The 15,874-nt window shown below is 63.2% G+C and carries 15 protein-coding genes; 14 read left to right on the top strand and 1 reads right to left on the bottom strand.

Features of this window, described 5'->3' with window-relative positions:
* Nucleotides 1-42: 42 nt before the first annotated feature.
* Complete coding sequence (rlmD, locus tag NRS07_RS13990) at nucleotides 43-1,395, top strand: 23S rRNA (uracil(1939)-C(5))-methyltransferase RlmD (protein ID WP_259207927.1); 1,353 nt, start codon at nucleotides 43-45, stop codon at nucleotides 1,393-1,395.
* A gap of 94 nt (nucleotides 1,396-1,489) precedes the next feature.
* Here rlmD and NRS07_RS13985 read toward each other — a convergent pair whose 3' ends face one another.
* Nucleotides 1,490-2,185 carry a Bax inhibitor-1/YccA family protein gene (locus tag NRS07_RS13985; RefSeq protein WP_259207924.1) on the bottom strand — a complete coding sequence of 232 codons (696 nt, stop codon included), beginning with the start codon at nucleotides 2,183-2,185 and terminating at the stop codon, nucleotides 1,490-1,492.
* Nucleotides 2,186-2,428: 243 nt separating this feature from the next.
* On the opposite strand from NRS07_RS13985, the gene ndk reads away from it, so the two are divergent.
* From ndk to hflC, 13 genes are all read left to right on the top strand, one after another.
* On the top strand, nucleotides 2,429-2,842 hold the full coding sequence (gene ndk / locus NRS07_RS13980) for a nucleoside-diphosphate kinase (protein ID WP_259207923.1): 414 nt from the start codon (nucleotides 2,429-2,431) through the stop codon (nucleotides 2,840-2,842).
* 98 nt (nucleotides 2,843-2,940) lie between these two features.
* A complete protein-coding gene (gene rlmN, locus NRS07_RS13975; protein WP_259207921.1) occupies nucleotides 2,941-4,110 on the top strand; it encodes a 23S rRNA (adenine(2503)-C(2))-methyltransferase RlmN in 1,170 nt (389 codons plus the stop codon).
* Nucleotides 4,110-4,922, top strand: coding sequence for a type IV pilus biogenesis/stability protein PilW (gene pilW / locus NRS07_RS13970; RefSeq protein WP_259207920.1), 813 nt, complete (start codon nucleotides 4,110-4,112; stop codon nucleotides 4,920-4,922). Before rlmN ends, pilW begins: the two co-directional genes overlap by 1 nt.
* A gap of 24 nt (nucleotides 4,923-4,946) precedes the next feature.
* Nucleotides 4,947-5,912, top strand: a complete 966-nt coding sequence (locus tag NRS07_RS13965; protein WP_259207918.1) for a helix-turn-helix domain-containing protein — start codon at nucleotides 4,947-4,949, stop codon at nucleotides 5,910-5,912.
* A gap of 58 nt (nucleotides 5,913-5,970) precedes the next feature.
* Nucleotides 5,971-7,251 (top strand): flavodoxin-dependent (E)-4-hydroxy-3-methylbut-2-enyl-diphosphate synthase, encoded by a 1,281-nt coding sequence (ispG, locus tag NRS07_RS13960; protein ID WP_259207915.1) that lies wholly within the window; start codon nucleotides 5,971-5,973, stop codon nucleotides 7,249-7,251.
* Nucleotides 7,252-7,266: 15 nt separating this feature from the next.
* Nucleotides 7,267-8,628 (top strand): histidine--tRNA ligase, encoded by a 1,362-nt coding sequence (gene hisS / locus NRS07_RS13955; protein WP_259207914.1) that lies wholly within the window; start codon nucleotides 7,267-7,269, stop codon nucleotides 8,626-8,628.
* 60 nt (nucleotides 8,629-8,688) lie between these two features.
* On the top strand, nucleotides 8,689-9,381 hold the full coding sequence (locus NRS07_RS13950) for a tetratricopeptide repeat protein (protein ID WP_259207912.1): 693 nt from the start codon (nucleotides 8,689-8,691) through the stop codon (nucleotides 9,379-9,381).
* Between the two features lie 86 nt (nucleotides 9,382-9,467).
* Nucleotides 9,468-10,640, top strand: coding sequence for an outer membrane protein assembly factor BamB (gene bamB, locus NRS07_RS13945; protein WP_259207910.1), 1,173 nt, complete (start codon nucleotides 9,468-9,470; stop codon nucleotides 10,638-10,640).
* A gap of 9 nt (nucleotides 10,641-10,649) precedes the next feature.
* Nucleotides 10,650-11,993 (top strand): ribosome biogenesis GTPase Der, encoded by a 1,344-nt coding sequence (gene der / locus NRS07_RS13940; protein WP_259207908.1) that lies wholly within the window; start codon nucleotides 10,650-10,652, stop codon nucleotides 11,991-11,993.
* 163 nt (nucleotides 11,994-12,156) lie between these two features.
* Nucleotides 12,157-12,393: an RNA chaperone Hfq gene (gene hfq / locus NRS07_RS13935; RefSeq protein ID WP_106756584.1), complete on the top strand. Its 237-nt coding sequence runs from the start codon at nucleotides 12,157-12,159 to the stop codon at nucleotides 12,391-12,393.
* Between the two features lie 32 nt (nucleotides 12,394-12,425).
* Nucleotides 12,426-13,637 carry a GTPase HflX gene (gene hflX / locus NRS07_RS13930; RefSeq protein WP_259213247.1) on the top strand — a complete coding sequence of 404 codons (1,212 nt, stop codon included), beginning with the start codon at nucleotides 12,426-12,428 and terminating at the stop codon, nucleotides 13,635-13,637.
* 3 nt (nucleotides 13,638-13,640) lie between these two features.
* The gene (gene hflK / locus NRS07_RS13925; RefSeq protein WP_259207901.1) at nucleotides 13,641-14,930 is read left to right on the top strand and encodes an FtsH protease activity modulator HflK; all 1,290 of its coding nucleotides are present in this window, start codon (nucleotides 13,641-13,643) and stop codon (nucleotides 14,928-14,930) included.
* Nucleotides 14,930-15,802 (top strand): protease modulator HflC, encoded by an 873-nt coding sequence (hflC, locus tag NRS07_RS13920; RefSeq protein ID WP_259207899.1) that lies wholly within the window; start codon nucleotides 14,930-14,932, stop codon nucleotides 15,800-15,802. Before hflK ends, hflC begins: the two co-directional genes overlap by 1 nt.
* Nucleotides 15,803-15,874 lie beyond the last annotated feature (72 nt).

Raw genomic sequence — 15,874 nt, 5'->3', positions numbered from 1 at the left:
GCCCATCTTCCTCCCTCTCTCTCTTTCTCTCTATCTCTCGCCATGCAAGAAACTTTTATCGACATCAAATCCCTGGATGCGGACGCGCGCGGCGTCGGCCACCTCGAGAACGAAGACGGCTCGCCGGGCAAGGTCGTGTTTGTCGAAGGCGCGCTGCCGGGAGAGCGGGTCAGCTATGAAACGCTGAAGAAGAAAAAGAACTGGGAATCGGGCCGCATGGTCACGCTGCAGCGTGTGTCGTCGATGCGCGTCGAGCCCAAGTGCATCCATTTTGGCGTGTGCGGGGGCTGTTCGATGCAGCACCTGGAAGCGTCCAGCCAGGTCGCCATGAAGCAGCGCATCCTCGAAGACAACCTCTGGCACATCGGCAAGGTGAAGTCCGAGATGATCATGCGCCCGATGTACGGCCCGACCTGGGACTACCGCTACCGTGCACGCCTGTCGTTGCGCCACGTGCCAAAGAAGGGCGGGGTACTGGTGGGCTTCCACGAGCGCAGCTCGTCGCTGGTGGCCGACATCACCACCTGCGAGATCCTGCCCGACCACGTGGCCCGCCTGCTGGTGCCGCTGCGCGAGCTGGTTGGCGCGATGTCGCTGTTTCGCGACGTGCCGCAGATCGAAGTCGCCATTGGCGAAGAAAGCACGGTGCTGGTGATGCGCATCATGGCGCCGCTCACGCCGGCCGACGAGGTGCTGGTGAAGGCCTTTGCCGATCGCTGGAACATCGAGTGGTGGCTGCAGCCGAAAGGTCCGGATTCGGCATATCCCTACTACCCGGCTGCCAAAGAGCTGTACTACACGTTGCCCGAATTTGGCATCCGCATGCCCTTCAAGCCAACCGATTTCACCCAGGTGAACCATCAGATCAACCGCGTGCTGGTGTCAAAGGCGCTGCGCCTGCTCGAGGTCCAGCCGACCGACCGGGTGGCCGATCTGTTCTGCGGCCTGGGTAATTTCACGCTGCCGCTGGCGACCCAGGCGCGCGAAGTGGTCGGCATCGAGGGCAGCACCGTGCTGACCACGCGCGCGCTCGAGAATGCGCGCGCCAATGGCCTGGCGGACAAGACGTCGTTCTCGACCCGCAACCTGTTCGAAGTCACCAAGGGGCACCTGGTCGCGCTCGGCCGCTTCGACCGCATGCTGGTCGATCCGCCGCGCGATGGCGCGATGGCGCTGGCCGAGGCGCTGGCCGAACTGCGCCAGTCGCACGAGGACTTGATGCCGCAGCGGATCGTGTATGTGTCGTGCAGCCCGTCCACGCTGGCGCGCGACGCCGGCATCCTGGTGCACGGGGCCGGCTATGTGCTCAAGAGGGCGGGCGTGTGCAACATGTTTCCGCATACCTCGCACGTGGAGTCGATCGCGGTGTTCGAGCTGGGGGCGCGGCAGGGGTAGCGACCTGAGTGGCGCGATGGCGTGCATGTCCGCGCCATCGAGACAGAAAAAAAGCCGACCATCAGGTCGGCTTTTTGGTTCATGCAAACAGCGTTCAGTCGCGGTCGCCGCCGGCAAAGCCCAGCAGGTGCAGCAGGCTGGCAAAGATGTTGTAGACGTTCAGGTAGATCGACAGCGTAGCCGAGATGTAGTTGGTCTCGCCGCCGTTGACCACGCGCTGCACGTCGTACAGAAGGAAGGCCGAGAAGATACCGATCGCCAGGACCGAGATCACGATCGACAGCGCCGACATCTGCAGGAACACATTGGCCACGACCGCCAGCACCAGGACCACCAGGCCGGCCATCAGCCAGCTGCGCATGCCCGAGAAATCGCGCTTGGAAGTGGTGGCGATGCTGGCCATGACTGCGAACACGCAGGCGGTGCCGCCGAACGCGGTCATGATCAGGCTGCCGCCGTTCGAATAGCCGAGCGTATGGCGCAGCAAAGGCGTGAGCATCAGGCCCATGAAGAAGGTGAAGCCGAGCAGGAAGGCCACGCCCAGTGCCGAGTGCTTGGTTTTTTCGATCGCGAACATGAAGCCGAACGCGATAGCCAGGAACAGGATGAGGCCAAAGCCGCCGCTGAGCATCGGCAGCTCCATCGACACGCCGATGAAGGCGCCGAACACGGTCGGGATCATCGACAGCGCGAGCAGCCAATAAGTGTTGCGCAGTACATTGTTGCGAGTGACACCACGCCCGGCCTTGGTCAGGTCGATCGTGCTGCGTGGTTGCGAATTAGGGGTCATGGTGCCTCCGGTTGGATGGAAAAGCGTCACTGAGACATTACTGGAGCTTGCTTAATACTGCCTTAAGCTGAGCTGAAAACAGGACGGGATTACTATGTCACTCTACCACTTTGCTTGGCACTAGCGCAATATCGGTCATACGGGGGATGTATGGTAAAATCGAAGGTTGATCGAGCCCCGACTTAGTTCTGCAGGTTCTCAAGAATTTCTCGATTTTAACCTTTCTTTTTATTGGAGTTTTACATGGCAATTGAACGCACCCTGTCGATCATCAAACCAGATGCAGTTGCAAAAAACGTCATCGGCCAAATCTACACCCGCTTCGAACAGGCCGGCCTGAAGATCGTTGCTGCCCGCATGACCCAGCTCTCGCGCGAGCAGGCTGAAGGCTTCTACGCTGCCCACAAAGAGCGCGGCTTCTTCAAGGATCTGGTCGACTTCATGGTGTCGGGTCCAGTCATGATCCAGGCCCTGGAAGGCGAAAACGCCGTCCTGAAGCACCGTGACCTGATGGGCGCGACCGATCCGAAGAAAGCTGAAAAAGGCACGATCCGCGCCGATTTCGCCGATTCGATCGATGCCAACGCCGTGCACGGTTCGGACGCTGTCGAAGCCGCACAAGTTGAAATCGCTTACTTCTTCCCAGAAATGAAGTAATCGTTTTCTGTAGCAAGCGCCGCTCGCCCGATGCCCCGGGCCTGGCGGGCGGCGCCCGTTGAGTTTTACCGTATTACCTTTTAGTTAGCCAGGACATCATGACGACTCTCACTAACCTGCTGGACTTCGATCCCGCGCAACTGGTCGCTTATTGCGGCGAGCTGGGTGAGAAGCCGTTCCGTGCCAAGCAGCTGCAGCGCTGGATTCACCAGTTCGGTGCGTCGAATTTCGACGACATGACCGACCTGGCCAAGTCGCTGCGCGAAAAACTCAAGACCCGTGCGACGGTGGCTGCGCCGGGCGTGATCAGCGACCATACCTCGCTCGACGGCACCCGCAAGTGGGTGATCGACGTAGGCAATGGCAATGCCGTAGAAACCGTGTTTATTCCGGAAGAAAATCGTGGCACCCTGTGCATCTCCACGCAAGCCGGCTGCGCCGTCAACTGCCGCTTCTGCTCGACCGGCAAGCAGGGCTTCAACCGCAACCTGACGGTGGCCGAGATCATCGGCCAGTTGTGGATGGCCGAATTCGAGCTGCGCAAGACCAAGGGCATCGAGCCTGGCCCGAAAGGCGAGCGCCAGATCACCAACGTGGTCATGATGGGCATGGGCGAGCCGCTGCTCAATTACGAGCCAACCGCCACCGCGCTCAAGCTGATGCTCGACGATAACGCCTACGGCCTGTCGCGCCGCCGCGTGACCCTGTCGACCTCGGGCGTGGTGCCGAATATCGACCGCCTGGCGCACGACGTGCCGGTGGCGCTGGCGGTATCGCTGCACGCGTCGAACGACGCCCTGCGCGATGTGCTGGTGCCGCTGAACAAGAAGTACCCGCTGCGCGAACTGATGGCGGCGTGCAAGCGCTACCTCGAATTCGCACCGCGCGACTTCATCACCTTCGAATACTGCATGCTCGATAACTACAACGATAGCGACGAGCATGCGCGCGAGCTGATCAAGCTGGTCACCGATCCGGTGGTCGGGGTGAACTGCAAGTTCAACCTGATCCCGTTCAATCCCTTCCCGGAGTCGGGCCTGTTCCGCTCCAAGAATCCGCGCATCAAGGCCTTTGCCCAAGTGCTGATGGACGCCGGCATCGTCACCACCGTGCGCAAGACGCGCGGCGACGACATCGACGCCGCCTGCGGCCAGCTGGCCGGCGAAGTGCAGGACCGTACCCGGGTGGTCGAGCGGATGGAAAAGATGGCGGAGTACCAGAAGAAATTCGGTGCCGATTTCGGACGCATCGTGGAGATTCCTTCCTGATGGCCAGCACCGGCCGCCGCCTTGGCAACGCCTGCCTGGTGCTCGCATCCTGCCTGCTGGCCGCCTGCGCCGGTAGCGGTGGCGGCACCGGTAGTGGCGAGCTCAAGACGGCGTCCGACCAGACCATGGCGGAAAAGCGCGCCTCGATCCGGGTGCAGCTGGCGGTCGGCTACTACAAGGATGGCAAGTACGAGATCGCGCTCGACGAGGTCAAGCAGGCGATTGCGGCCGAGCCTGGCAACGCCGAAGCGCATGGCCTGCGCGCCCTGATCTATACCGCCATGGGGCAGATGGCGCTGGCCGACGACAATTACCGGCAGGCGTTGCGGCTCGAACCGGGCAATCCGGACCTGGCCAACAACTACGGCTCTTTCCTGTGCCAGTCGATGAACAAGCCGGCCCAGGCCATGCCGTATTTCGATGCCGCGCTGCGCAACCGCGCTTACCAGACGCCGGTAAGCGCGCTGGTCAATGCGGGCATGTGCAGCATCCGCAACAACAATGGCGAGGCGGCCGAGCGCTACCTGCTCGACGCGCTGCGCTACAACCCCGCGCTGCAGGCGACCAATGCCGGCCTGGCGCAAATTTATTACGAGCGGCGCGATTACCCCCGCGCCGGTTTTTTCATCAATCGCCTGATCGAGACATCGAAACTCGACAACTTGCCGGCCGAGGCGCTCTGGCTTGCCCTGCGCGTGCAGCGCAAGCTTGGCGAGCGCAGCATGGAAGCGAGCATCGCTGCCCAGTTGCGGCGACGCTTTCCCGGCTCGCCCGAGTACCTGGCCTTCGAACGTGGCGCCTTTGATGAGTGAAACTAGCACAGTGAGACGAGGACAATGAACGAGCATGCAGACCAGCCGGCCACGCCGGGCAACGACGTCGGCCTTCCCGGCAAGACCTTGCAGTCCCAGCGCGAAGCGCTGGGCTGGAGCGTAGAGCAGGTGGCCGACCAGCTCAAGCTGGCCCCGCGCCAGGTGGTGGCGCTGGAAGCGGGCGACTACGCCGCGCTGCCCAGTCCGGCCGTCACGCGCGGCTTCGTGCGCGCCTATGCCAAGCTGTTGAAGATCGACGCCGCCCCGCTGGTGGCCAAGATCGCGATGAACATGCCGCCGGAGGCGCAGGCCGGCGCGGTGAGCGCCATCCCGCGCCGCGAACCGCGTCCGGCTGCGTTTTCCCAGAGCCGCTTCCCGATCGGCGGCAAGCGCTCGCGCGTACCGGCTGGTCTGGTTGCCGGCGCCGTTGCCGTGATCGCCGCCGGCGCGGCGCTGTGGTATTTCGGTCTGCTCCCGGGTGGGAAGCAGGCAGCCGATCGCAACGCCGATGGCGGCATGATCCTCGACAATCCGGTCATCATGACGCCGGAAGTGGCCACCCCCGCCGGGCCCGATTCGCTGATGAATCCGTCGGTACCCCTGATCTCGGTACCGGCGCCGGGTTCCGAAACCATTGCGCCGGCTACCGCGCCCGCGACCACGCCGGTGGCGCCTGCCGGCGCCGCACCGACGTTGGCGACCGCACCCGCCGCGGCGCCGGCCACGCCGGTGGCTGCGGCCGCGCCCGGCGCCAACGCGCTGGTGCTGAACGTGCGCGAAGATTCGTGGATCGAAGTGCGTCCGGCCAGAGGCGGCAAGCCGTTGATCTCGCGCCTGGTCAAGGGCGGCTCGACCGAAACCATCGAGGTAGCCGAGCCGGTCAACCTGGTGGTTGGCAAGCCGTCGGCCGTTTCCGCTTCGCTGCGCGGGGCCAGCATCGACCTGCCGCAACAGCCGGGCAAGACCATTGCCCGGGTTGCACTTAAGTAAGCACTCAAATAAGCACTCAAATCAAGTACGAGACCAGCCGCTGATGGAACAGAACACGATGTTGAACCAAGCCTGCCTGGGCGACCCGATCCCGTCCGGCCCACTTGCGCGCCGCGCCAGCCGCAAAGTAGCGGTCTCGCACGGTGCGCGCACCGTCTGGGTCGGTGGCGATGCGCCGGTGGTGGTGCAGTCGATGACCAATACCGATACTGCCGACGCAATCGGTACCGCGATCCAGATCAAGGAGCTGGCGCGCGCCGGTTCGGAGATCGTGCGCATCACCGTCGACACGCCGGCCGCGGCCGCGGCCGTACCGGCGATCCGCGAACAGCTCGATCGCATGGAGATCGATACTCCGCTGGTGGGAGACTTCCATTACAACGGCCACCTGCTGCTGCGCGACTATCCGGAATGCGCGCAGGCGCTGTCGAAATACCGCATCAATCCGGGTAACGTGGGGCAGGGCGCCAAGCGCGACACCCAGTTCGCCCAGATGATCGAGATTGCGGCCAAGTACGACAAGCCGGTGCGCATCGGCGTCAATTGGGGCAGCCTGGACCAGTCGCTGCTGGCCCGCATCATGGACGAGAACGCGCTGCGCGCGGCGCCGTGGAGCGCGCAGGCGGTGATGTACGAAGCCTTGATCACCTCGGCCATCGAGAACGCCGTGCGCGCCGAAGAAGTGGGCCTGGCGCGCGACAAGATCATCTTGTCGTGCAAGGTATCGGGCGTCCAGGACCTGATCGCGGTCTACCGCGAACTGGCGCGCCGCTGCGACTACCCGCTGCACCTGGGCCTGACCGAGGCCGGCATGGGTAGCAAGGGCATCGTCGCCTCGACCGCGGCGCTATCGGTGCTGCTGCAAGAGGGTATCGGCGACACCGTGCGCATTTCGCTCACGCCCGAGCCGGGCGGCGACCGTACCCGCGAAGTGGTGGTGGGGCAGGAAATCCTGCAGACCATGGGCTTGCGCAAGTTCACCCCGATGGTGATCGCCTGCCCGGGCTGCGGACGCACCACCTCGACCGTGTTCCAGGAACTGGCCGACAACATCCAGACCTTCCTGCGCGAGCAGATGCCGGTATGGAAGAAGACCCATCCGGGCGTGGAAGCGATGAACGTGGCTGTCATGGGCTGCATCGTCAATGGCCCGGGCGAATCCAAGCATGCGAACATCGGCATCAGCTTGCCCGGTACCGGCGAATCGCCGGCCGCGCCGGTCTTTGTCGACGGCCAGAAATTCGCCACCCTGCGCGGCGAGCGCATCGTGGACGAGTTCAAGACGATCGTCATGAACTACGTCGATAAGAATTACAGCCGCCAGGTCGCGGCGCAATAAGCCAAGAATAAAATCATGTCCAAACCAGAAAAAATCCTTGCCGTCAAAGGCATGAACGATATCCTCCCGGCCGACGCCCCGTTGTGGGAGCTGTTCGAGAACACCGCCGAGACCATCCTCAAGAGCTACGGCTACCAGAAGATCGTGACCCCGATCGTCGAGGACACCGCCCTGTTTGCACGCGCCATCGGCGCCGTCACCGACATCGTCGAAAAGGAGATGTATTCCTTCACCGATTCGATGAACGGCGATCAGCTGACCTTGCGCCCCGAGGGTACCGCCAGCGTGGTGCGCGCGGTGCTGGAAAACAACCTGGTGTACGACGGCCCCAAGCGCCTGTGGTACAAGGGCCCGATGTTCCGCCACGAGCGTCCGCAGCGCGGCCGCTACCGCCAGTTCTTCCAGTTCGGCGCCGAAGCCGTCGGTTTTTCGGGTCCGGACATCGACGCCGAGCTGATTCTGCTGTGCCGCCGCCTGTGGGATGACCTGGGCCTGCAGAACGTGCGCCTCGAGCTCAATTCGATCGGCAATGCCGACGAGCGCCAGCGCCACCGCGCCGACCTGATCGCCTATTTCGAGCAGCACGAGGCAATCCTCGACGCCGAAGCCAAGCGCCGCCTGCACAGCAACCCGCTGCGCATCCTCGACACCAAGAACCCGGCCATGCAAGAGATGGTCAATGGCGCGCCCAAGCTGCTCGACTACCTGGGCGAAGAATCGCTGGCCCACCTGAATGGCCTGAAAATGATCCTGGACCGCAACGCGGTGCAGTACACCATCAACCCGCGCCTGGTGCGCGGCCTCGACTACTACAACCGCACCGTGTTCGAATGGGTCACCGACGAACTCGGGGCGCAGGGCACGATTTGCGCCGGCGGACGCTACGACCCGCTGATCGAACAGTTCGGCGGCAAGGCCACCCCGGCGGTCGGCTTCGCGATGGGCATCGAGCGCATCATCGAGCTGATGAAGGGCCTGGGCGAGACCCAGGCGCCGAGCCAGTGCGACGTCTACATGGTCCACCAGGGCGAGCAGGCGCAGGTGCAGGCCTTCATCATGGCCGAGCGCCTGCGCGATGCCGGCCTGGATGTTGTGTTACATTGCGCGACACCGGCGGGCGCCGGCAGCTTCAAGAGCCAGATGAAGAAAGCCGACGGCAGCGGGGCGGCCTTCGCGGTCATTATCGGCGACGACGAAATGGCATCGAACCAGGCGGCCGTCAAGGCGATGCGCCCGGGAGCCGAGCAGGCCGGCGAGCAGCAGGCCAGTGTGCCGTTCGACGCCCTGGTCGACTACGTGGTCGACCAGATCATCGGCGGCGGCGACCATGACTGCGGCGACGAGAGCTGCAACGAGCAAGGGCATCACCATCATTAAGCCAGGGCGCGTCCCGGCGAACAGAACCGATTTACCACCACTACAAGAACAGAGCAGACAATGGCATACGATCTCGAAGAGCAGGAACAGATAGCGACCTTCAAGGCCTTTTGGTCGCGTTTCGGCAGTCTTATCACCTGGGTGCTGATCGCCGCGCTGGGTAGTTTCGCCGCGTACAACTTCTGGAATTCGCACAAGCGTACCCAGTCGGTCGAAGCCTCGGCACTGTACGACGAACTGCAGGTCGCGGTGGGCGCGAACGACAATGCAAAAGCGCAGCGCATTGCCGGCGATATCCAGGAAAAATACGACAGCACCGCCTATGCCCAGATGGCGGCGCTGGGCGCGGCCAAGGTGGCGTTCGATGCGAACGACCTCAAGACCGCCAAGTCCCGGCTGCAGTGGGTGGTCGAGCATGGCAACGACGAATACAAGGCGATTGCCAAGCTGCGCCTGGCTGGCGTGCTGCTCGACGAAAAAGCCTACGATGCCGCGCTCAAGCTGCTCGACGACGCCATCCCGGCGCAGTTCACCGCGCTGGCGGCAGACCGCAAGGGTGATGTACTGGTGGCGCAGAACAAGCTGGCCGAGGCCCGCCAGGCCTATGTTGCGGCGCTGGCCGCGATGCCCAAGGACAGCCCGGGCCGCCAGCTGGTGACGGTCAAGCTCGAAGCCATTGGCGGCACCGCGCCGGCGTCGGCGAACGATACGAACGCCGCGAACGACGCAAAAGCCGCCGCAGCTGCCGCGTAATTCGTCCCAGGTTCACAGGCCCGCGCTAGCCCGACGGCGTGCGCGGGCCTTGCGTCCTTTATAGTCCGAGAACAAGGTTAAAGAAAATGCGTATTAGCAGCAAACTTGTTGGTGTTGGTGTACTGGCCCTGATGACGGGTTGCTCGAGCATGCCGTCGATGCCGTCGCTCAACTCGCTCAATCCATTCGCCTCGAAAAGCAAGGCCGACCAGCCTGCGCCGCTCGTCGAGCTCAAGGGCACGATGGCGGTGCGTACTGCCTGGAAGCTCGAGATCGGCAAGGCCGGCAGCTACCAGTTCTCGCCTGCGCTGACCGGCAATACCGTGGTGGTAGCCAGCGGCAATGGCGACATCGCGCGCGTGGAAGCGGCCACCGGACGCCAGATCTGGCGCACCAAGGCCGGCACCGACTTGTCGAGCGGAGTCGGTACCGACGGCAACCTGATCGTCGTCGGTGGCACCAAGGGTACCCTGCTGGCCTTCGATATGGACGGCAAGCCGTTGTGGAAGTCGCAGCTCTCGAGCGAGATCCTGTCGGCGCCGGTGGTGGGCCAGGGCGTGGTGGTCGCGCGCAGCCTGGACAACCGCATCGTCGGCTTCGACGCCAGAACCGGCGAAAAGAAATGGACCGTGCAGCGTATCTCGCCGCCGCTGACCTTGCGCAACGCGCCGGGCATGGTGGTGAGCGGCAGCGACGTCATCATCGCCCAGCCTGCTGGCCGCCTGTCGTCGTTCATCCTGGCCACCGGCGCGCCGCGCTGGGATGTCGAGGTGGGCGTGGCGCGCGGCGCCACCGAACTCGAACGCGTGACCGATATCGGCGGCACCCCGGTGCTGTTCGAGAACGACGTCTGCGCGGTGTCTTACCAGGGCCGGGTCGGCTGCTTCGACGTCACTACCGGTTCGGCGCGCTGGACCCGCGACCTGTCGTCGGAAGCCGGCGTCGCGGTCGACCAGCGCTTCGTGTTCGTACCCGACGACAAGGGCGCGCTGTTCGCTTTCAACCGCGACACCGGCGCCTCGGCCTGGAAGAACGACAAGCTGGCCTTCCGCCGCCTGTCCACGCCACTGAGCTACGGCCGCGCGGTCGCGGTCGGCGACTACCAGGGCATCGTGCATTTCCTCTCGCGCGAGGATGGCTCGTTCCTGGCGCGCGCCGCGACAGACGGCAGCCCGATCGTCGGCACCCCCGTGGTGGCTGGATCGCACCTTATTTTTCAAACACAAAATGGAACTGTGACCGCTATCGCGGTCGAATAGTAAATCTACATGAAGCCGGTAATCGCACTCGTAGGTCGCCCGAATGTCGGGAAGTCGACCCTGTTCAACCGCCTCACACGTTCGCGGGACGCGTTGGTGGCCGATCTTCCTGGCCTGACCCGCGACCGCCACTATGGCGAAGGCCGGATCGGCGAGCGTCCCTTCCTGGTGATCGACACCGGCGGTTTCGAACCGGTAGCCAAGGAAGGCATCATGTTCGAGATGGCGCTGCAGACGCGCCAGGCGGTGGCCGAAGCCGACGTCGTGGTGTTCATCGTCGACGGCCGCCAGGGCATGACCCCGCACGACAAGACCATCACCGATTACCTGCGCAAGACGGGCCGCAAGGTCATGCTCGTGGTGAACAAGTCAGAAGGCATGAAGTACACCTCGGTCACGTCCGAGTTCTACGAGCTTGGCATGGGCGACCCGTACGTGATCTCGGCCGCCCACGGCGACGGCGTCAACGACCTGGTGGTCGAGGCGCTCGACTTTGCCTTCGCCAGCCGGCCCGATGCCGAGCAGCTGGGCGAACACGTCGACCATGGCGTCAAGATCGCCATCGTCGGCCGTCCCAACGTCGGCAAATCGACCCTGATCAACACCCTGGTCGGCGAGCAGCGCGTGATCGCCTTCGACATGCCGGGCACCACCCGCGACTCGATCGAGGTGCCATTCGAACGCGAAGGCAAGCAGTACACGCTGATCGACACCGCCGGCATCCGCCGTCGTGGCAAGGTTTTCGAAGCCATTGAGAAATTTTCGGTGGTCAAGACCATGCAGTCGATTTCGGATGCCAACGTCGTCATCCTGCTGCTCGATGCGCAGCAGGATATTTCCGAGCAAGATGCGCATATCGCCGGCTTCATCCTGGAGTCGGGCAGGGCGCTGGTGGTTGCCGTCAACAAATGGGATGGCTTGCAATCGGACGACCGCGACGAAGTCAAGATCGACCTCGACCGCAAGCTCGATTTCCTGTCCTTTGCCAAGACCCATTTCATCTCGGCGCTCAAGGGCACCGGTATTGCCCAGCTGATGAAATCGGTGGACGCTGCCTACGCGGCCGCGACCGCCAACCTGTCGACCCCGCGCCTGACCCGCGCGTTGCAGGAAGCTGTCGAGAAGCAGGAACCAAAACGCAAGGGAACGACCCGGCCGAAACTGCGCTACGCCCACCAGGGCGGCCAGAACCCGCCGATCATCGTCATCCACGGCAATGCACTCGACGCCGTCAGCGACCCGTACAAGCGCTATCTCGAGCGCCATTTCCGCGACACTTTCAACCTGGTTGGCACGCCGGTGCGCATCGAGCTCAAGACCGGCAAGAACCCTTTCGCCAGGGATCAGAAATAGCGGTAGCAGTACGACAAAGAGTGGCGAAACAGGTTACAGTAGTCTCAGGGCCAACGTTCGCAATAGCCGAATGTAGCCCAAGCACTTGAAAACCGGAAAATCGCCGCAAACTCGTCTCTACAACTTATTTGCAACCTAACTACAACAACATTACGGAGCTGTTATGAGCAACAAAGGGCAACTGTTACAAGACCCATTCCTGAACGCATTGCGTAAGGAGCACGTCCCGGTCTCCATCTATCTGGTCAACGGCATCAAGCTCCAGGGCCACATCGAATCGTTCGACCAGTACGTCGTTCTGCTTCGTAACACCGTGACCCAGATGGTCTACAAGCACGCCATTTCCACCGTCGTCCCGGCCCGCGCCGTCAATCTCAACCTCGACCCAGAAGCCGAGTAAGGCCGATGGCAGACGCCCCCGGCACTTCCAGCATGCGTGCAGCGCTGGTCGGCATCGATTTCGGTGCTGGCGATTTCAACGCCAGCCTCGAAGAGCTGTCGCTCCTTGCGCGCTCCGCCGGCGCCGACCCGATCACCACGATCACGGCCAAGCGCAGCAGTCCCGACGCAGCCTATTTCGTCGGTACCGGCAAGGCCGACGAAATCGCGATGGCCTGCAAGCTTGAGCGTATCGACATCGTCATTTTCAACCACGCATTGTCTCCAGCCCAGCAACGCAATCTCGAGCGCCGTCTCGAGATTCGCGTGGTCGATCGCACCAGCCTGATCCTCGATATCTTCGCGCAGCGCGCCCAGAGCCACGAAGGCAAGCTGCAGGTCGAACTGGCCCAGCTGCAGCACCTGGCCACGCGCCTGATCCGCGGCTGGACCCACCTCGAGCGTCAAAAAGGTGGTATCGGCCTGCGCGGTCCGGGTGAAACCCAGCTCGAGACCGACCGCCGGCTGATCGGCGAGCGGGTCAAGGCGCTGCGCGCCCGTCTGACCAAGCTGCGCAAGCAGCACGAAACCCAGCGCCGCGCGCGCGGGCGCAACCAGACGTTCTCGGTTTCGCTGGTCGGGTACACCAACGCCGGCAAGTCGACGCTGTTCAACACCCTCACCAAGGCTGGCGTGTACGTGGCGAACCAGTTGTTCGCCACCCTCGACACCACCAGCCGCCGCCTGTACCTGGGCGAAGAGGTGGGCAGCATCGTGATGTCCGACACCGTCGGCTTCGTGCGCGAGCTGCCGCACCAGCTGGTGGCGGCATTTCGCGCCACGCTCGAAGAAACCATCCACGCCGACCTGCTGCTGCATGTGGTCGATGGCAATTCGCCGTCGCGCATGGAACAGATCGAGCAGGTCAACGACGTGCTGCGCGAGATCGGCGCCGACCATGTCCCGCAGATTCTGGTCTGGAACAAAATCGACGCTGCCGGGCTCGAGCCGGCGATCGAGCGTGATGAGTATGATAAGATCAGCCGCGTTTTTATCAGCGCCCATACCGGCGCCGGCCTGGACCTACTGCGCGACGCGATCGTCGAGACGGCAAAGGCCGCGCCTGGCAAGAAGCAAGCGAACGACGTGCAGGACCTGACCGAGGATGACGCCGAAGCTGGCTATTCCGACGACGCATCGGTGGACGACTCAGCCGATGAACCTGCCGATACCATGACAACCTCTACCTACGTCGGGCCCCATTAGCCTATGCTCGTTTCATTACTCAAGCGTTGCGGCATCACACTGTCGCTGAACGATCCACGTTGGGGCCGCAAGCCCGAAGGTGACCACAAGGCCCAGGAGGGCCGTCGGCCGGGCGAAGGCCCACCGGATCTCGATCAACTCTGGCGTGACTTCAATGCGCGCCTGAACCGCCTGTTCGGTGCCCGTAACAACGGCAACGGCAGCGGCGACGGCGGCGGCGGGGCAGGCACTGGCGGCGACATGCGCGGCGCCGGCGTCACCGCCGGCGTGGTGGCGCTCATCGTCGCCCTGATCTGGCTGGCCAGCGGCGCCTTCATCGTCCAGGAAGGCCAGACCGGCGTGGTCACCACGTTTGGCAAGCTCAGCCACACAACCGGTGCCGGTTTCAACTGGCGCTGGCCGTATCCGATCCAGGCCCACGAGACCGTCAACGTCTCGCAGATTCGTACTGCCGAGATCGGCTATCGCGCCAACGTCCGCAACAAGCAGCAGCAAGAAGCCCTGATGCTGACCGACGACGAAAACATCATCGACATCCAGTTCGCCGTGCAGTACACGCTCAAAGACCCGGTCCAGTGGCTGTACAACAACCGCGAGAACGATGAAACCGTACGCCAGGTTGCCGAAACTGCGATCCGCGAAGTCGTCGGCCGCAGCAAGATGGACTTCGTCCTGTACGAGGGCCGCGAGAAGGTCGCTGCCGACGTGCACCAGATGATGCAGACCATCGTCGACCGCTACAAGCTTGGCGCGCTGATCACCAATGTGACCATGCAGGCGGTGCAGCCGCCGGAGCAGGTGCAAAGTGCCTTCGACGACGCCGTCAAGGCCGGCCAGGACCGCGCCCGTGCCCGCAACGAGGGCGAGGCGTATGCCAACCAGGTGATTCCGCAGGCGCGCGGCCAGGCCTTCCGCCTGATGCAAGAAGCCGAAGCCTACCGCTCGATGGTGGTCGAAAACGCAACCGGTAATGCGTCGCGCTTCGACCAGGTGGTGGCTGCCTACGGCAAGGCGCCGGCGGTCACCCGCGACCGCATGTACATCGATACCATGCAGCAGATTTTTTCCAACACCAGCAAGGTCATGATCGACTCGCGCAGCGGCAACTCGATGATCTACCTGCCACTGGATAAACTCATCTCGCAAAATGCCGGCAACGATGGCGTTGGCAGCAAGTCGGGCCCGGTGCAGGTGCCTGGCTCTGCGCCAGCCGAAGTGACCCAAGCCCTCGAGTCGGTTCGTCAACGCGACGAACGGGCCCGCGATTCCTCACGTGACCGGGAGAGCCGTTAATGAACCGCCTCGTAACTATCTTCGTGGCGGGCTTCATTGCCCTGTTGCTGCTGTCCTCCACGATTTTCGTGGTCGACCAGCGCCGCTACGCCATCGTCTTCGCGCTGGGGCAGGTCAAGAGCGTGATCACCGAACCGGGCCTGCACTTCAAGCTGCCGCCGCCGTTCCAGAACGTGATCTACCTGGACAAGCGCATCCTGACGCTCGACACGCCTGACGCCGACCGCTTCATCACGGCCGAGAAGAAAAACATTCTGGTCGATGCCTTCGTCAAGTGGCGCATCGTCGATCCGCGCCTGTATTACGTCAGCTTCAACGGCGACGAAAGCCGTGCGCGCGACCGCATGTCGCAGATCATCAAGGCGGCCCTGAACGACGAGATCACCAAGCGCACCGTGCGCGAAGTGATTTCCGGCGAACGCGGCCGCGTGATGGAAGCGGTCAAGCTCAAGGTCGTGGCCGAAGCCAAGCAGATCGGCATCGGCATCGTCGACGTGCGCCTCAAGCGCGTCGACTACATCGAGCAGATCAACAATTCGGTGTACGAGCGCATGAAGGCAGAGCGCACCCGGGTCGCCAACGAACTGCGTTCGACCGGCGCCGCCGAGTCCGAGCAGATCCGCGCCGACGCCGACCGCCAGCGCACCGTGATCATCGCCGAAGCGTTCCGCGAGGCCGAGAAGATCAAGGGTGAGGGCGATGCCAAGGCATCGGCGATCTATGCCAGTTCGTTCGGCAAGAACCCCGAATTCGCCAAGTTCTATCGCTCGCTCGAGGCCTACCGCACCACGTTCAAGAACCGCGGCGACGTGATGGTGGTAGATCCGAACTCGGAGTTCTTCAAGTATTTCAAAGCCCCCGGTAGTAAATAAGCCGGCGTCCCGCAGAGTGGGCAATAAAATTGCTCACTCTGCGGCTTAACGGCCGGCTACTGCCGCCAGTCA

Source organism: Massilia sp. H6, assembly GCF_024802625.1.
Classification (GTDB): Bacteria; Pseudomonadota; Gammaproteobacteria; order Burkholderiales; family Burkholderiaceae_D; genus Telluria.
This window is presented reverse-complemented; position numbering and strand designations above follow the sequence as displayed.